Here is an 18,317-nt window from a genome sequence, read left to right on the forward strand (position 1 = left end):
CAGGACAAAGAAACTAAAAAAATACCGCTGCACATTCCATTTCATAGAAAACCTTTTTTCCTACTATTTAAAGCCAGGCAAACCTAATGTAGGTGTAAGGCTGGTTTTGGTTTGTTTTCGGGAAAACGGGCCCAAAACGGAATTTGCTATCCGTTGCCTTTCAGAAATAAAACGGTGAATGAAAGCAAATTATATGTAACTGAAAGGCCTACCGGGAGTTATGCGCCAACAATCCTTCTTTGGTGGCCAGGAAAAAATAGTGGTGCCCCTCCTGCTCAAAATGCACCGTGTCAAAAGGCACCACGGTATCCTGGTCGGGGAAAAGGCACTTGATGTAGTTATTCCCAATCAGGTCCCTGAGTGCCTCGCGCAGGGCGAGTTCAGGCAGCCCAATTCTGGACTGCAATTCCTCAAAAGAGGTGACGAAATAAAGCTCGTCCAGAATATCAAACTCCTGATCTGTCATGCGGTTTTCAGTTGGCGGCCTTTCCAGGCGTAACTCCCTTTCAGGCCTAACAAGGCGGTTAAAAGGATATACGGCCCGTACACAATTTGTAATAACACCAGGTGCCAAAGTAAGGTCTTTTTACCAAAAAAGCCTAAAACTGGATAAAGTAGCACGGTATCTGCCCCTAACTTTAACACAATTGCCGATGCTGCTGCCCACCAAGGCCAAAGTCCTGCAAAAGCGGTCATCCCCACCCCAAGCACAGCTAAATTGGCCCCTAACACCAGCAGCGCAAGCAGGCGTGAAGAAAACGTTTCATAGTGCTTCCACTTGCTGGCCCACCTGATGCGTTGCTGAAGGAACTGCATCACTGTGGCTGCTGGGGGCGTACGCACAATGGCCTCCTTTGCTTTGGCAAAAGCTACCCTTCCCGGAAACCGTTGGTGGATCTTGTGGAGCAGGAACTCATCATCGCCGGAGGGGATCTGTGCATTGCCTTCAAAACCATTGACGGCGTAAAAGGCCTCCTTTTCATACGCCAGGTTAGCACCGTTGCACATAGTAGGTTTCTGCAAACCAATGGACGCCGCCCCCACCCCAATCAAGGCTGAAAACTCCAGGGCCTGCACCTTTTGCCAAAGGGAATGGGTGGGTGCGTACTGCACCGGACCACTAATGATTTTAGGGGATTGTGTGTGTCTCACCTGGTTTAGGGCTGACAACCAGTGCTGAGAAACGCGGCAATCTCCGTCGGTGCACACGATCCATTCGCCTTGGGCGGCCTGGATGCCTACTTCCACGGCGGCCTTCTTTTGCCTTTTTCCTGGGAAAGTGGCTAACGACAGAAAGGTAATTGAAAGAGAGGAATGGGCCTGGAATTGCTGGACTAGGTAAGCGGTTTGGTCTTCGGAGTGGTCATCTACCACCAACACCTCAAAGGAATGAGCGGGGTATTGCTGATTTTCCAGGTCCTGAAGCAAGATTAAAATATTCTGCGCCTCATTGCGAACCGGAATGATCACGGAAAAGAAGGCCGGCGTTGCGGCTTCTTCTATGGATACCGTAGGCAATTGGGTCCAGGCCCACCAACACCGGAGGACCACCGCAGCGTACAGCCCGATCACCAGAAACGCCAGCAGAACAGACATCACCTGGTACGGGAAAGTTTAAGCGGTAAAACAAAAACCAGTCCCAGCAGGCTGGGCAAGGCAATGTTCAAGGCCCACAAAGAAAGGCTGGCGCCCAGCACCAATAGCGGGTCCTGCCCCATCATCCCAAAAAAGTGCATGGCAGAAAGCTCGCGCATGCCAATATCGGCCAGGGCATTAATGGAGGGCACCGCCGATTTTAACAGGAAGGTACCAGCCACGCCCCAGGCATATTCCTGCACCGAGAGCCGCACCCCAAAGGCCCACAACAGCAACCCAAACTGGGCCATGAAAACCAGATACCGTACCCCGGAAATCCAGAGCACTTTCCTGAGCTCAGGCCCTGAATACTGGCCTACCACCGCAAAGTAGTGCACCCAGCGCCGCAGCACCGGGATCTTCTCCAGGAAATTAATGGCCCCCTGAAAGCTAAACAGCAAGGCCAGCGCCCACCCGTTCAAAAACAGCAGACCCAAGGCCACAGACACCCCTACCGGTGAAGCCAGGGGCACGTAGAATTTAAACACGAAATAGGCGATGGCCCCAGACCCCGCCAACACGGTGGCATATAGCTGGCAAAGGCGGCCCAGCAGGATGGCACCAATGGCGTCGGTACGGTTGTCTTTGTGGAGGGTTAAAATGCGACCGGCGTAGTCCCCTACCCGATTAGGGGTCACAAACCCCAGGGTGAGGCCCACCAGCACCGCCCGGTAGGCTTCCAGGAAAGAGATCTTTTCTATTTTCTGGGAAAGGTATTGCCATTTGGCGGCCTCTACCCCCCAGTTTACCGGCAACAGCGCCGCGGCAACCAAAATGGCTCCCCAACTGCTGTGCCATACCTGTTGCAAGGTATCTCCGGAAAAAGCGCTATTGGTCCTGGCCTCTGAAATGGCGTGAAACAGGTAATACAGGGTTAAAGCAAAGACCGACAGCTTCCCAAGCCAGCCCAAAAACCGACGGGATACCAGCAGATTGCCAGATTGTTTGTATTTTTGCACCTCATGATTCATTCTACCCCAGTTCTTCCCAATAATAAGTTAATCTTAGGCATTGACCCCGGCACCAACGTCATGGGCTACGGCCTCATTGAGGTGAACGGATCTAAGATTACCGTGCTCCAATACGGCGTGCTGCAACTGAAAAGCTATGCCAACCACGCCATTAAACTAAAAAAGATCTTTGACGCCACCCTTCGGCTCATCACTGAATACCTTCCGGATGAACTAGCCATTGAGGCACCTTTCTACGGCACCAACGTGCAGTCCATGCTCAAGTTGGGCCGCGCGCAGGGCGTAGCCATTGCCGCCGCCCTGTCCCGTGACATCCCGTATGTGGAATATGCCCCAAAGAAAGTAAAACAATCTGTGACCGGCAACGGGAACGCCTCTAAAGAGCAGGTAGCCTCCATGCTGCTCCAGATCCTGAAAATCAAAGAAGCCCCCAAATTCCTGGATGCCACAGATGCTCTGGCCGTGGCCCTATGCCACCACTACCAGCAGGGTAACAACCAGAAAGCCGGCGGTAAATCCTGGAAAGCCTTCCTCACAGAGAATCCAGACCGGATGTCCAAGTAGTTGCTAGTGATTAGTTTTTAGTGGTAAGTTTTTTATAAAGTAGTTCGGTCCGTTTTGGGCCTGTTTTCAGGAAAACAGGCCCAAAACGGACCGAACTACTTTTACTGGTGTTAATAAACCCTCCATGTTTTGTGGGCTAGCAACTAAAAACTAATCACCAACAACTAAAAGGCCTGTCTGATCTTCTCCGCTATCTCCTCCATTTCAGAAGCCTCTAGCTTTAGTTTAGGGTGACTGAAATTCATGTCAGACATTTGGTTCATGGGCACCAGGTGAATGTGGGCGTGTGGCACTTCCAGGCCAATGACAGCCACTCCTATTCGCACGCAGGGTACGACTTTCTTAACCGCCACAGCCACTTTCTGGGCAAACTTATGCAAATCACCCAGGGTGTCTGGGTCCAGGTCAAATATGTAATCTACCGGCTCTTTAGGAATAACCAGCGTATGGCCTTTCACCATGGGGAACACATCTAAAAAAGCAAGGAAACGATCATCTTCCAGCACTTTGTAGGCTGGAATCTCGCCGCTGATTATTTTTGAGAAGATGGTGGCCATGGCAGAGCGGATTAACGGCTGATGTCAAGGATTTCAAAACGGAGTTTACCGGCCGGAACCGTGATCTCCGCTATCTCCCCTACTGATTTCCCCAGCAAGCCTTTGCCGATGGGTGATTTCACGGAGATTTTGCCCGCGCCCAGGTTGGCCTCTTCCTCGGCTACCAGGGTATACACCATTTCCATGTTGTTGTTCAGGTTCTTCAGCTTGACCTTTGAGAGAATAAGGGCCTTGGAAAGGTCCATGTTGGTCTCATCTATCAGGCGGGCATTGCCCAGCACTTCCTCCAGTTTAGATATCTTCAGTTCCAAGTGGCCTTGGGCATCCTTGGCCGCATCATATTCCGCGTTCTCGCTTAGATCGCCTTTGTCACGGGCCTCAGCCAGTTGGTGGGCAACCGCAGAGCGACCTTTGGTTTTAAGTTCATGTAACTCTTCCTTCAGTTTCTGTAATCCCTCCGGAGTGTAATAAGATACTGTTGCCATATCTGTAATGGGTTAGTACAATGTTTAAAAAAAAGAAGAACGGCCTTCCGCTTGGAGACCGTTCTTATGCTAAGGTACTATATTTTTCTGAACTATAAGCAAATCAGGCAATATTTTGAGTGCCGTTTGCTACCCTTTTAGCCGGTTGCCAAAAGTTGGCGGTTGCTGTTTCCTTTTGGTCTATTTTACGCCTGTTTTCTGAAAAACAAGTAAGAAATACCCTTCTTTTTTCAGCGGGGGTATGTACTTTTGATGGTACTTGTCACTCTTGTGTATGTCATCATCAACAGAGCCCCTTATTAGATTAGCTGCCATTGACATTGGGTCCAACGCCGTACGTTGCCAGATTTCCAATGTGTTCAAATTTGAGGACCATATTCTCTTTAAGCGGGTAGAATACATACGCTACCCTATGCGCCTGGGCGAAGACGTTTTTGCCTCAGGGGTTATCTCCAAGGCCAAAACCGAGAAGTTCATAAAGCTACTGCACGCCCTGCACCTGCTCATGGAGGTACATGAAGTGCATGACTACATGATCTGCGCCACCTCTGCCATGCGCTCGGCCACCAACGCCCATGAGATTCTGCATGAGGTACAGAAGAAATTGGGCCTGCACATACAGGTAATTGACGGCACCACCGAGGCAGATCTTATAAACCTGGTCATACGGCAGCAGCTAGACGACAAAAATTACCTACACATAGACGTGGGCGGCGGTAGCACCGAGTTCAACATCTATGTGAACCGCATGAAAGTGGCTTCCCAGTCCTTTGAGCAGGGTTCCATCCGGCACATGCAGGGCGAAGATTCCATGGAGATCTGGCACGCCATGCAGGCCTGGGTCACCGAAAATGCCAAACTGCACCACGTCTCCCGGGCCATTGGTACCGGAGGCAATATCAACAAGATCTATGACATGGCCCGCAAGGCCGGGGGCAAGCCTATCTTCCGGAAACAGATTGAGGAAGTAGTGGAACATATCTCCAGCCTCACCATGGAAGAACGCGTAAAGGTGCTCCTGCTCAACGCCGACCGCGCCGATGTGATCGTGCCTGCCGCCGAGATCTACCTTTCGGCCATGAAGTGGGCACACCTGGAAAGCATGCTGGTGCCCCAGGTGGGATTGAAAGACGGAATTCTGCAGTCCTTGTATGAACGCCACCAGGGAGCCACCCATCATCACTTCAAGCTTGACTTTTAACAATTCTCCCTTTGTGAGTCAAATTTTTCCTTAAAGCAGAATCCCCTTCCTTCTCTTGTTCAAAGAGAAAGAAGGGGATTCTGCTTTAAGGCCGTTTTCTGGAAAACAGGCTTAAAACGGTTTCAACTGATTGCTAAGTATTCCAGTATTTAATTTTTTTCTAAAACAGACAGGCGTCTTCGGTCATCTCAGAAGTGAGGTGGTAGAACTCGCGGTGCATGTTGAAAGGGGCTTCGCCCTCGGTGGGTTGGCGCTTGATGTAGGAGCCGTCCTCGCGCATAATGTAGCAGTTCTGGTTGTCCATGAGGTTGTAGCGCAGGATGTGGATGGCCTGGCGTTTCAGGTCCTCGTGCACAATGTAGAAAAGGGCCTCAATGCGGCGCTCAAAGCTGCGCACCATAATATCGGCGGAGCCGCCCAGTACCAGCGGATCGCCGTTGTTATGGAAATAGAAAATGCGGGCGTGCTCCAGGTACTCGCCCACAATAGAACTCACCTGAATGTTCTCGCTCAGCCCTTCGCGCCCCGGGCGAAGGCAGCAGATACCCCGCACAATCAACTTGATCTTCACCCCCGCCTGTGAGGCCGTGTAAAACTCGTCCATCACTTCCTTGTCTTCCAGGGAGTTGATCTTGATGACAATACCGGCGGGTAGGCCCATTTCGGCGTTATGCGTTTCCTGCCTGATAAGTTTGATCAGCTGCTGCCGCATGTCTTTGGGCGCCGTGATCAGGTACTCATAGCTCTCAGGGTACGAATGGCCGGTGATTACGTTAAAGAACTCAGACACGTCATGGGCATAGACATCATCTGTAGTCAAAAGGCTGATGTCTGTGTACATGCGGCTGGTCTGCTCATTGTAGTTTCCGGAGCCGATGTGCACGTAACGCGTTACCTTTTCGCCCTCCTTCCGGATGATCATCATCATCTTGGTGTGGGTCTTGTACTTACTGATGCCGTAGATCACAAAGCAGCCGGCTTTCTCAAGCCGCTCCCCTTCTTTGATGTTGCGTTCCTCGTCAAAGCGGGCCTTCACCTCAAAAAGCGCCGACACGTGCTTTCCGTTCTCAGCCGCCTTTAAAAGGGCAGCAGTGATTCTGGAATTATCTGCTAAGCGGTAAATGGTCTGTTTGATCCCTAGCACATACGGGTCCTCGGCGGCCTTCTCCAGCAGCGTCACTACCGGGTCCATGCTGTTATAGGGGTGGTGCAGAAGCACGTCATGCTCTTTGAGGTACTCAAAGATATTGTCAATGGCCCCGGCCGGCAGGCTGGGCGAGGGCACCGGCGTCATGGGCCGCTGCACCTTGTTGGCAAAATGCGGGTGCTTGATAATCTGCCACAGGCCTTTCAGGTCCAGGAGGCGGTCAATGGAGAAAACGTTGCTGTTATCAATGACCCAACGCTCTTTGAGCACTTTCATCATGTAAGACGAGGGCGCGCGTTCCACCTCCATGCGCACTACCCTGCCCTTTTTGCGGGTTTTCAGCTTCTGCTTTACCTCCTGCACAAAGTCCTGGTCCATATCATCACTTTCCTCCAGCGTGAAATCGCCGTTACGCGTGATCCTGAAAAGGTTCACAGAGTCTATCTCCACGTTACGGAACAGCTTGGGCATATTCCACCGGATGATGTCCTCAATGGGCACGAAAATGATCTTGTTCTTGCGTGATATCTCAAAAAAGCGGGTAAGGTTCCCCGGTATCTGCACAAAAGTGATGCGGCTCTGCTGCTTGGTCTCTTCTGTGGTGCGGGTGACCACACCAAAGATGAGCAGCTGGTTCATCATGAGCGGGAAGCCGTGGTAACTGTCATACACCATAGGCGTAAGCAGCGGGTACACGGTGTTCCGGAAATAGAAATCGGCTTTAGCCTGCTCGTTCTCCGTGAGGTCCTCTACCCTGCAGATGTTGAAACCCTGGTTTTCAAATTCACGGCGCAAATCATCATAGGCCTGGCACTGGTCGGCCACAAAGCGGTGGGCCAGGTCCATGAGCTTCTTGCGGAACGGTTGTTCCCGAAGCCCCGAATAATCAATGCGCTCTTTGCCGTAATCTATGTAATTGTACAAGCTACCAACCCTGATCATGAAGAACTCATCAAGGTTAGAGGCGGTAATGGCCAGGAATTTCAGGCGCTCAAAAATAGGAGTCTCTGGGTTGCGGGCCAGGTCCAGCACCCGGTAATTGAACCTAAGCCAGCTCAGGTCTCTACTGATATAATTACTTTTCCGGATTTGCTCCGATGCTTTGATTGCACTCATAGTTTGAAATTGGTCCCTGGTACCATGAAGATAGAAAAAGGGCTTGCCTTCTAATGGGCCAGAAAGAACCGGCCCAGAAACAGATCAAAATCCCGTACAGTCTGCCGTGTGCTTTGGTAGCAAACAAAAGCAGACTTACCCTTCTTTTGCTAAGATAGCAGCTTTTTGGTCTGCCTTACAAAAGAAAAAGAAAAGCCTGCTGATAGGCAGGCTTTTCTAATATTATATACGGTAATTACCCAAAAAAAGAACCTCTTCAGGTAAAATAAAGCCATTGAGCGTTCAGCTTCTTTAAAAGAACAAACCCCAAAGGCGCAGTGGTTACACGTCTACTTTTGCGTATTTGGCGTTGCGTTCGATAAAGTCACGGCGCGGGGCTACTTCATCACCCATGAGCATAGAGAACAGGTGATCTGCCTCTGCCGCAGACTCTACCGATACCAGCTTTAAGCTGCGGGTATCTGGGCGCATGGTGGTTTCCCAAAGCTGCTCTGGGTTCATCTCTCCCAGACCTTTATAGCGTTGCACGCCTACGCTTTCCTCTTTCCCTTTGCCTAGTTCGGCAATGGCTTCCAGGCGGTCTTGCTCGGTCCAGCAGTAGCGCTCTTCCTTGCCTTTTTTCACCAGGTAAAGCGGTGGCAAGGCAATGTACACGTAGCCAGAGTCAATGAGGTCACGCATGTACCGGAAGAAGAACGTTAAGATCAGGGTCCTGATGTGGGAACCGTCCACGTCCGCATCGGTCATGATGATCACCTTGTGGTAGCGCAGTTTGGCCATGTTCAGGGCCTTGTCATCTTCCGGGGTTCCGAAGCTCACGCCCAGGGCGGTGATCATGTTCTTGATCTCCTCGTTCTCATAGATCCGGTGCTCCTGTGCTTTCTCTACGTTTAGGATCTTACCTCTAAGCGGGAGAATGGCCTGGAACTTACGGTCACGGCCCTGCTTGGCAGAACCACCCGCCGAGTCACCCTCTACCAGGTAGAGTTCACAGTTCACGGGGTCAGAGTCAGAGCAGTCGGCCAGTTTACCGGGTAAACCAGAGCCGCCCATTACGTTTTTACGCTGCACCATCTCACGGGCTTTGCGGGCCGCCAAACGGGCCTGCGCCGCAAGAATCACTTTCTGGATGATGATACGGGCCTCCTTGGGGTTTTCTTCCAGGAACTGGTTCAGAATCTCCCCTACCACAGTATCCACGGCGCCCATCACGTCTGAGTTACCCAATTTGGTTTTGGTCTGGCCCTCAAACTGCGGCTCCTGCACTTTCACAGAAATTACCGCCGTTAAGCCTTCCCTGAAGTCATCGCCCTGAATCTCTACCTTGGCTTTTTCCAGCATACCAGATTTCTCGGCGTAGCTTTTCAAAGTACGGGTCAAGGCACGTCTGAAACCGGCCACGTGGGTACCGCCTTCATGGGTATTGATGTTGTTTACGTAAGAGAAAATATTCTCTGTGTAAGAGGTGTTGTAGTTCAAGGCGATCTCTACCGGAATGCCGCCTTTTTCGCTCTCCACGTAAATGGGGGAAGGAATCAGGTTCACCCGGGTTTCTTCCAGGTAGGCCACAAACTCGCGCAGACCTCCTTCTGAGTAGAAGGAATCAGACAGGTACTCCCCTGGCGACACTTCTTCCCGCAGGTCAGTAAGGTTGATTCTAATGCCTTTGTTCAGGAAGCACAGCTCGCGCAAGCGGCTGGCCACGGTCTCATACTTGTATTCCGTTACCGTAAAGATGCTGGCGTCTGGCTGGAAATGAACGGTGGTTCCGGTTTTATCCGTAGGCCCCAGTTCGCGCACCGGGTAGGCCGGCACCCCAATGTTGTAATGCTGCTCATACTCTTTTCCGTTGCGGTGAACGGTCACGTGCAGGTCTGTAGAGAGTGCGTTCACGCAGGAAACCCCTACGCCGTGCAAGCCACCAGATACCTTGTATGAGTCTTTGTCAAACTTACCACCGGCGTGCAGTACGGTCATAACTACCTCCAGGGCAGAACGACCTTCCTTCTGGTGAAAGTCAACCGGAATACCCCGGCCGTTATCTGACACCGAAACGGAGTTGTCTGTATGTATAGTGACATTGATTTCGTCACAGTGCCCGGCAAGGGCCTCATCTATGGAGTTGTCTACTACTTCCCAAACTAGGTGGTGCAAACCTTTGATCCCGATGTCACCGATGTACATAGCTGGCCGTTTCCGTACCGCCTCCAAGCCCTCAAGGACCTGAATACTGTCAGCGGAATAGGCGTTCATGTCTTTTTCTTCTTGGTCACTCATTGATTTATTCGGATGTTTTTTCACCTACAAAAATAGCGAATTTTATCGGTTTTTGCCAGCTTTTGGTGTGCAAATATAGTCTTTGGTTAATTATTTATAAGGTAGCCGAAGCATGCGTTCAAAATCTCATAATTACCCCCTCTTCTTCTTCCGGTACCCCTTGTAGCCTTTCTGTTTTAGGCCTGTTTTCGGGAAAACAGGCCTAAAACAGAAAGGCTATTCTACCAAAGAAATTTGGGGCGGACACAATACCGGTTTTTACCTACAATTAGTTGAAAAGCCTTTTCCCGGACTGGTATGTTAAAATTATGGCACCAATAGGCGCAGGGCCGTGGTTAAACGGCAAACGAGGGCTAAAATTTGGCAAAACGGGGGTTTCTTCTTAAGTTTCGGTCTCTATTGAAATCAACGGCACAAGGAGTAAGGATCTTGTGTCATTCCGCACCAATCTCTACAAACTCTCATGAAGGACGTAATTTTAGGCATTGACATCGGTGGAACCAACACCAAATTCGGGTTTCTGGACCGGGATGGCATCATCTTGACCCAAGGCGAGCTACCTACCACCGAAGGCGAAACCGTACATGATTTCCTGCGCATTTTCTACCAGGAAGTACAAACCAAATTCAAAAAGATTGAAGACGAGGCCAACCTGATTGGCGTAGGCGTGGGTGCTCCCAACGGGAACTTCTACACCGGCACCATTGAGCACGCCCCTAACCTCAAGTGGCATGGCACCGTGCCGCTGGTGGAGTTACTGCAAGGCTACTTTAAGGTCCCTGTTTTCCTGACCAATGATGCCAACGCGGCGGCTATTGGAGAGATGATCTACGGAGGCGCCAAAAACATGATGAACTTTGTGGTGGTGACCCTGGGTACCGGCCTTGGTAGCGGCATTGTGGTGAACGGAGAGTTAGTTTATGGCCATGATGGCAACGCCGGTGAACTAGGCCACACCCTGGTGAACGTGAAAGGAAGCGGCCGCGTATGCGGTTGCGGACGCCGAGGCTGCCTAGAAACCTACGTTTCTGCCACCGGTATCAAACGCACCGTGTACAAGTTCCTGGCCGACTATACCGATTACAGTGAACTGCGCGGCGTGAGCTTTAATGACCTTACTGCTGAGATGATCACCCAGGCTGCCAAACGCGGCGACAAGATCGCCATAGATTGCTTTGAGTACACTGGCAAGGTATTGGGTATGAAACTGACCGACACGGTGGCCCACCTGAGCCCTGAGGCCATCTTCCTTTTTGGAGGCCTGGTACGTGCCGAGGAATTCCTGTTTGACCCGGTTCGTTACCACATGGAGAAGAACCTGTTGAGCGTATTCAAAAACAAAGTAAAGATATTGCCATCTGGCCTGGGCCTTAACAACACCGCCGTCATGGGTGCCGCTGCCCTGGCCTGGAAGGAGTTGGAGCGCATGCCGGTAGCCTAACCTGTTACTCGCTAATTATTTCAAAAGCCCGAAGGTTAGCCTTCGGGCTTTTTTATTGGGTACAATATATGTTTTGGAAGTTTTGCAAAGGAATCACTCCTTAATTATTTTTAATTGCATTTTTATCCACTCAACAGCTAAATATCCAGATAAAACCGCTTAATAAATATCAGTATTATTCAGATTTCCACTTTATTATTATAGATCAATTTACTATCAATTCAAAGTTTTCACTAAGAGCAAAATTAGCATTTAACAATATAACTGATTGGTTTACAATATTTAAAACCATATATATAAATACTTTACAATTTATTAATATGCTCTAAAAGTTGGGTTATTAATTAACTACCATTTGAATAGAGGCTACGTATAATTTTGAATCTAACATAAATTAATATGCTAGAAATACTCTACCATTAACAATTGCATAGCAGAAGACAATTGTTGCAAAGCCCCCAATTCGGTTATTATGGCAAGGTAAATCTTCAATCTTTCTGTTATGTTGAGATTTATACTATTAATGGCTTTAGGGGTCTTCCTTACCTTTTCTTCTTCGGCCCAAACCACCCTTTTCACCTTTGGCTCCACCTGGCGTTACCTAGATAACGGTTCTAACCAGGGCACGGCCTGGCGGGGACATCCCTTTGACGATTCCGGCTGGAAATCCGGGCCCGGCAAGTTCGGATTCGGTATAGACGACGCCAGCACAGTTATCCAGAGCAACGCCCCTTCCTCTTTAGACAAATATGTGACTACCTATTTCAGGAAAACCATCTCCCTTTCCAACGCTGCTGCTCTGGGCACCATTACCGCCAACGTAAAGTACGACGATGGCCTGGTGATGTACGTGAACGGTACAGAGGTACTGCGCAACAACATGCCTGAGGGCCCCATTGATTATAACACGCTGGCCTCTGTAACCGCTTTAAAGAATGGCTATGGGGTAGAGACTTTCACCTTTAGCGGCTCGGCCTTTGTGGAGGGTGACAACCTTATTGCGGTGGAGGTCCACCAGAAGCACCTTAGAACCTCAGATATGGCATTTGACCTGGAATTTTTAACTACCGGAGAAACTCTGCAGGAAGACATAACCGCCCCAGTTGTGTCTAACATTACAAGGCAGAACCCGGTCACTGACTCTACCAGCGCTTCTTCCTTAACCTTCAGGGTAATTTTTTCAGAAGAAGTTACTGGCGTAAGTACCCCAAACTTTTTATTAACTACCTCAGGTACTGCAACAGGCTCTATAGGAAAAGTTACTACGGTAAATTCCGCTACCTATGACGTGACAATCACCAATGCCGCTGGTGAGGGGACCATACAACTTACCCTGCTTGCTGCCGGAGCCAACATACAAGACCTGGCCAGCAACCTACTTACCTTAGATTATTCCCTAGGGCAAAGCTATACGCATGTTTTAGCCCCAGTGGAAACAACTCCCCTATTGCCCATCACTTTTAAATCTGCCTGGAAATACCTTGACAATGGCTCTGACCAGGGTATTGCATGGCGCGATTTATCCTATGATGATACCAATTGGCAAATAGGTAATGGGGAATTAGGATATGGTGACGGCGACGAGGCTACGGTGGTGAGTTACGGAAGCAGTTCAAGCAACAAGCACATTACCACCTATTTCAGGAAATCCATTTTTATACCAGATGCATCCCTCATTACTTCCATTTCAGGAAACCTAAAAAGGGATGATGGAGCCATCATATATGTTAATGGTGTTGAGGTTTTCCGGTCCAAAATGCCCAGTGGCCCTATTTCCTACAATACCCTAGCTGCAGAAAGCGGGAACTCAGCCGTACCCTTTAAAATTAATGCCTCTGCCTTCACCACCGGAATCAATATTATTGCCGTGGAGGTCCACCAACTAGGGGCCAGTAATTCAGACCTCTCCTTTGACCTGGAACTAAAAGCCGATATAGACACTCTGAACTATGAAATCCAAAGTAAAGACCTAATCCGGGGGGCGTATCTTCAAGTGGGAAGCCAAACTGCGGTAACGGTAAGATGGCGCACCAACACAGCGTCAGATTCAAAAGTGGAGGTTGGTACAGTTCTGGGCACTTATCCATTGTCATTTACTAATGATACTTTAACCCAAGAGCACGAAGTAAGGATCACGGGATTATCTCCCAACACGAATTACGTTTACCGAATAGGCAGTTCTACTGAGGTGCTCCAAAGCGGAAGCGGCAATTTCTTTAAAACCGCCCCACCAGAAAACAGCACAGAGAAAGTAAGGGTCGCGGTTTTCGGCGACTGCGGCAAAGACAAATACGGGAACCGCACCGGCTCCCTTAACTCTTACCTGAACTATACGGGCAGCAAACCGGCGGAACTGATGCTGCTCCTAGGAGACAACGCCTACGATGACGGCTCTGACGCCGATTACCAACGGGAGTTCTTCACCCCATACGGTAGCACCGTCCTCAAAAACCACATCCTTTTCCCGGCCCCCGGCAACCACGAATATCACCTCATTCCGTTAACCGCTAGAAATAAGGGAGGGTATTACACCAGTTTTTCTTTGCCTACCGCAGGAGAAAGCGGTGGGGTTCCCTCGGGCAGCAAGGCCTTCTATTCCTATGACTGGGGCAATATCCACTTCGTCAGCCTAGACTCCTATGGGGTGGAGGCAGACGACAATACTATGCTCACCGATACTCTGGGGGTTCAGGTACAGTGGCTAAAAAGGGACCTGGAAGCCAACAGCAAAAAATGGACTATAGTGTATTTTCACCACCCTCCCTTTACTATGGGAAGCCACAATGCTGACACCAATGGAGAACTGAAAAGGATACGGCAAAATTTCATAAGGATTCTGGAGCGGTACGGGGTGGACCTGGTGCTTTCCGGCCACAGTCATACCTATGAGAGGTCCTATCTGCTAAACAATTTCTACGGAACTGAAGCCTCATTTGAACTGGCCACCCATACTAAAAGCAGTTCAAGTGCCAAGTATGATGAAAGCCCCAATTCCTGTCCGTACATGACAGTTTCCGGCACTAAAAACCATGGTACCGTTTATGTGGTGGCAGGGTCTGCAGGAACAACAGGCAATGTTCAAGAGGAATATCCTCATGATGCTTTGCCCTTTGCAGTGAATGATGGAGGGATGCTTTATTTGGAGATTGAAGATAATCGGTTAGATGCCAAGATGCTGCGCAAGGATGGGACCGTATTTGATAATTTCACTATCATGCAAGACGTCAACAAGACCGCTACTCCTATTGTTTCCCCAGGGGGTGCCGTACAATTAACGGCTTCCTGGGTGGGTAACTATCAATGGTCTACCGGTGACACTACCCGCAGCATCACGGTGAACCCAGAAATCCCCACTTCTTATGAAGTCATGGATAATAAGAGTTGTCTACGGGATGTGTTCACGGTGAATGTAGCCATGGCAGCTGATTCTTCTCTGCAAATGAAAAGCCCAGACCCGCAACTTTTGGCGTATCCATCCCCCATACAAAGGGGAACTCCCTTGACAGTTACAACTTCTTTGCCAGAAGGAATAGCCATTCAGGTCACTGATCTTACCGGGCGCACCCTTTTCCAAACCCGCGTTTCAGGGACTACCTCTATCAATACCACCGACTTACCTTCGGGTCTTTATATTATCAGGTCAGTGGGCGCCAAGGCTAACAAACAGGTGAAATTTGTGATAACCGACTAACCAGTATGGACTTTAAAACTCCCGCTTCCCTAAAAGCAGAACATGAAGAACTCCATCATCTGTTAATACAGGCTACGCAGTTGCCAGGTAAAACGGGTGAAGCGGCAAAGGCGGTGGCCGAACTTATGCACCCTCATTTTGTGAAAGAAGAGGAATTGGCGCTTCCGCCGCTTGGCTTATTATCTATGCTGGCCTCTGGCAACTTCTCCAGGGAAATGGAACAGGTGATACCGCTAACGGATAAACTTAAAAACTCCCTGCCGGAAATGCTGGAAGAGCACCGGCAGATTGTGGCCGCGTTAGAGGTCTTGGGGAGAAATGCCCAGGCAGAAGACCATCCGGAGGTAGCCATTTTTGCTCAAAAGTTAAAGCTACATGCCCAAACCGAAGAAGAAGTCATGTACCCTGCCGCCATTTTGGTTGGCGAATTCGTAAAGATGAAAGCAGGCAGGACGACGCCTGAAAGTTAAACCATATAAATTGAATAAGGACTTTTTTGCCGCATACTACTTAGTTGTTAATTAAACTTTTGCAACGGCAGGCTTTCTCCTCTTGCTGGAAAAGTTTCTTTTGCAGCAGAAACGCCTAAAAAGGAGACCCTTATGCTGGCAAACAAATGGAAAAGGCGTTTGATTTTTTAGGGTTTCTAATTTGCGGCGCCATTATTCTTTGGGCAGGAAAAAGACTCTCCATTTATGGTAACCTGCTAGCGGATAAAACCGGTATTGGGAAAGCGTTTATTGGGTTGTTTCTGATGTCAGCAGTGACGTCCCTGCCCGAACTCATGGTAGGGATCAGCTCCTCAGCGGTAGTTCAGTCGGCAGATTTAGCGGTAGGCGACATTCTGGGCAGCTGCTCTTTCAACCTGTTCCTGCTCTCTATCATGCAGTTGTTTTCGCCGGGCAAAAAGTCCATCTTGAGCGATGTTTCCCAGAGCCAGGCCATGGCCGCCTCTTTGGGAGTTATCCTCCTGGCCTTGGTGGGTTTGGGTATTTTTCTGGATAGAGACATCTTCATTCTGCCTTTTGTAGGACTCAACAGCATCTTGTTTGCCGTCATCTATTTCCTGTCACTGCGGCTCATTTACCAGTACCAGAAACTACACCCGCCTTTGGCTGCCTTGGTAGAATCAGCGGCCATTGACCTAACCCTTAGGCAAATTATTTTACGGTACTCAGTCTTTGCGGCCATCACCATTGCTGCCGCCTTGTTTCTCCCCCATTTTGCGGAAGGCATTGCAGTCCAAACGGGTTTAGGGCAATCGTTTGTGGGTACTTTGTTTCTAGCCATCGCTACCTCATTACCAGAAATAGCCGTTTCCATTGCCGCGGTCCGCCTGAATACTACAGATTTAGCAGTGGGGAATATATTGGGCAGCAACATCTTCAATATTTTTATCCTGTTCCTGGATGATCTTTTTTACACCAAGGGCCATTTATTAAAAGACGCCTCAGACTTTAACCTTGTCTCTGTTTTCGCTTCCATTATCATGTCTTGTATTGTGATCATAGGCATCACTTACAAAAACGAAAACAAGAGGTTCTTCCTGGGCTGGGACACCCTGGTGCTTTTTATAGTGTACCTCTTCAACATAGTTCTCCTTTATTTTTTAACCTCCACCTGAAAGGCTTTTTACTGGCAACTTAACTGTCAGTGAAAAGCTTTTAAACCTTGGTCTACAATTCTCGCGCAAATTCCGTTTTGGGGCTGTTTTTCGGAAAACAGCCCCAAAACGGAATTTCATCCTTAGTCAGGAATCACCTCGAAAGCTTGGATAACTTACCTACTCAGCGAAAAGCCATTGCACTACCCCGGGGAATTCACGTTGCCAGAAGGCTTCTTTATGCTCTCCATCTGCATGGACCTGGTAGTTGAGTTTCTTTGATTTTAGACCCTGCTTTTGCAGAAGGTCGCGCATTCGGGCCATATCTGGCACCATCTGCTCTCCTTCTTTGGCGCCGGCTACCAGGTAAATTTTGGCGTCTTTGGCGGGCTTGGTTTTGGCGGCATAGTCAAAAAACTGAGGTGACACCCAGAAAGCCGGGGAGAAAACACCCGCTTTGCCAAATACCTGGGGGTATTTCATGGCGGCGTATAAGGAGATGAGGCCGCCCATAGAGCTACCGGCTACTCCCGTATGGGATTTTCCAGACAAGGTGCGGTAATGGGTGTCAATGTAAGGTTTCAGGGTTTGGGCCAGGAAGTCAACGTAGGCATCGCCTTTACCGCCGCCGTATTTGGCGTTGCGCCAGGGGGTGTACTCGTTCATGCGCTCTTCGCTTCCATTGTCAACCCCAACCACTATTACCTCCAGGTTCTTGTTTTTGGCCAGGGAATCCATGGTTTCATCAACGCCCCACTCGCCGCTGAACCCGTAATAGGCATCAAATAAATTCTGCCCATCATGCATGTACAGCACCGGATATTTCTTCTGGGAGGTCCCGTAGCCTGGCGGCAGGTACACCCAAACCCGGCGGTTCTTCTGCAGTTGCGGCATATAGAACACATTGCTGATCACCTGCACCGAAGGCGTAGCGGTATGCGCCTTATCGGCCCGGGTGAAATTGTCTTCCCAGCTCTCTATTTCCAAACGCACGGTGTCTGCCTTTCCGGTGGCTTTGTAGGCGCGGTTGGTGCGGGCCGCACCGCTGGCCAGGGCCTCTCCTTTGGCCCAGCTTCCGCGGGTGATTTTATACTCCAGAACCCCTTCCCCGGCGGGTATAGTCAGGTGCCACTGATCCTGGGCTCCTTTTTTAAAGCTCAGGTTTTTGTCGGCGGGGTTCCAGTTGTTCAGGTTACCGGTCAGGAAGAGGGTATCGGTGGCGGGTGTGTTGGCAGGGACCTTTGCTAACTCAAAAGTGACCTGAGCCTCAGTACTTAATGCGGCGGTTAAAAGGATAAAAAAAGAAAGGCCCTTCTTTTTTAGATGCTTTTTCATAATTTGGCATTTTAGAAACAGGGAAATCGATTTCTTAATTAAATAAGTGTAGATTTACCTCTATGATTTTACAATATTAACAATTGTTTTGACTTTCCTATAAAGACCTGCCTTAAAGCAGAAAGAACTTGCCCTGCTGAACCACTAAACTTGGTTCTGATTGAGCAAAATGGCCGGTCAAAACCGAAAGTAAGCAAGCCTTTTAGTGCTACATAGAGTTAAATCAACAAATAAATCAGGGGAAAGATGAACTCCTCAAACGATTTCCTTGCCTAAAAAAACATTAGAATAGCT

At 49.4% G+C, this 18,317-nt stretch carries 14 protein-coding genes; 6 read left to right on the plus strand and 8 right to left on the minus strand.

The genetic code is table 11. From position 1 onward, the window contains the following. Positions 1–208 precede the first annotated feature (208 nt). The 3 genes from TH63_RS08775 to TH63_RS08785 are packed head-to-tail and all read right to left on the minus strand — an operon-like array spanning position 209 to position 2,594. Entirely contained in the window at positions 209–466 is a 258-nt protein-coding gene (locus TH63_RS08775; RefSeq protein WP_048920622.1) for a hypothetical protein, read from the minus strand. Further along, the gene (locus TH63_RS08780; protein ID WP_048920623.1) at positions 463–1,596 is read right to left on the minus strand and encodes a glycosyltransferase family 2 protein; all 1,134 of its coding nucleotides are present in this window, start codon (positions 1,594–1,596) and stop codon (positions 463–465) included. Before TH63_RS08780 ends, TH63_RS08775 begins: the two co-directional genes overlap by 4 nt. Further along, a complete protein-coding gene (locus TH63_RS08785) occupies positions 1,596–2,594 on the minus strand; it encodes a lysylphosphatidylglycerol synthase domain-containing protein (protein WP_197088663.1) in 999 nt (332 codons plus the stop codon). The genes TH63_RS08780 and TH63_RS08785 overlap by 1 nt, the downstream gene beginning before the upstream one ends. Positions 2,595–2,597: 3 nt before the next feature. Here TH63_RS08785 and ruvC point away from each other — a divergent pair, with 3 nt between their 5' ends. Next, positions 2,598–3,170, plus strand: a complete 573-nt coding sequence (gene ruvC / locus TH63_RS08790; RefSeq protein ID WP_048920625.1) for a crossover junction endodeoxyribonuclease RuvC — start codon at positions 2,598–2,600, stop codon at positions 3,168–3,170. A 164-nt stretch (positions 3,171–3,334) separates the two neighbouring features. Here the strand turns inward: ruvC and TH63_RS08795 are convergent, their stop codons facing one another. Together TH63_RS08795 and greA are read right to left on the minus strand one after the other, a co-directional pair. Then, the gene (locus TH63_RS08795) at positions 3,335–3,727 is read right to left on the minus strand and encodes an HIT family protein (RefSeq protein ID WP_048920626.1); all 393 of its coding nucleotides are present in this window, start codon (positions 3,725–3,727) and stop codon (positions 3,335–3,337) included. Between the two features lie 11 nt (positions 3,728–3,738). Then, entirely contained in the window at positions 3,739–4,212 is a 474-nt protein-coding gene (greA, locus tag TH63_RS08800) for a transcription elongation factor GreA (protein WP_048920627.1), read from the minus strand. Between the two features lie 274 nt (positions 4,213–4,486). On the opposite strand from greA, the gene TH63_RS08805 reads away from it, so the two are divergent. Then, a complete protein-coding gene (locus tag TH63_RS08805; protein WP_449415950.1) occupies positions 4,487–5,413 on the plus strand; it encodes a Ppx/GppA phosphatase family protein in 927 nt (308 codons plus the stop codon). A gap of 160 nt (positions 5,414–5,573) precedes the next feature. Here TH63_RS08805 and ppk1 read toward each other — a convergent pair whose 3' ends face one another. After that, positions 5,574–7,676: a polyphosphate kinase 1 gene (gene ppk1 / locus TH63_RS08810; RefSeq protein WP_048920628.1), complete on the minus strand. Its 2,103-nt coding sequence runs from the start codon at positions 7,674–7,676 to the stop codon at positions 5,574–5,576. Between the two features lie 321 nt (positions 7,677–7,997). Then, on the minus strand, positions 7,998–9,953 hold the full coding sequence (gyrB, locus tag TH63_RS08815) for a DNA topoisomerase (ATP-hydrolyzing) subunit B (protein WP_048920629.1): 1,956 nt from the start codon (positions 9,951–9,953) through the stop codon (positions 7,998–8,000). Positions 9,954–10,416: 463 nt separating this feature from the next. On the opposite strand from gyrB, the gene TH63_RS08820 reads away from it, so the two are divergent. The 4 genes from TH63_RS08820 (at position 10,417) to TH63_RS08835 (ending at position 16,709) form a co-directional block, all read left to right on the plus strand. Beyond that, entirely contained in the window at positions 10,417–11,394 is a 978-nt protein-coding gene (locus tag TH63_RS08820) for an ROK family protein (RefSeq protein ID WP_048920630.1), read from the plus strand. A 502-nt stretch (positions 11,395–11,896) separates the two neighbouring features. Then, the gene (locus tag TH63_RS20305; RefSeq protein ID WP_156180497.1) at positions 11,897–15,085 is read left to right on the plus strand and encodes a metallophosphoesterase; all 3,189 of its coding nucleotides are present in this window, start codon (positions 11,897–11,899) and stop codon (positions 15,083–15,085) included. A gap of 5 nt (positions 15,086–15,090) precedes the next feature. Beyond that, entirely contained in the window at positions 15,091–15,555 is a 465-nt protein-coding gene (locus TH63_RS08830; RefSeq protein WP_048920632.1) for a hemerythrin domain-containing protein, read from the plus strand. A gap of 146 nt (positions 15,556–15,701) precedes the next feature. Next, positions 15,702–16,709: a sodium:calcium antiporter gene (locus tag TH63_RS08835; protein ID WP_048920633.1), complete on the plus strand. Its 1,008-nt coding sequence runs from the start codon at positions 15,702–15,704 to the stop codon at positions 16,707–16,709. Positions 16,710–16,868: 159 nt separating this feature from the next. Here TH63_RS08835 and TH63_RS08840 read toward each other — a convergent pair whose 3' ends face one another. After that, positions 16,869–18,023, minus strand: a complete 1,155-nt coding sequence (locus TH63_RS08840; RefSeq protein ID WP_053093767.1) for an alpha/beta hydrolase — start codon at positions 18,021–18,023, stop codon at positions 16,869–16,871. Between the last annotated feature and the right edge of the window lie 294 nt (positions 18,024–18,317).

Origin of the sequence: Rufibacter radiotolerans (genome assembly GCF_001078055.1) — a bacterium.
Lineage (GTDB): Bacteria > Bacteroidota > Bacteroidia > Cytophagales > Hymenobacteraceae > Nibribacter > Nibribacter radiotolerans.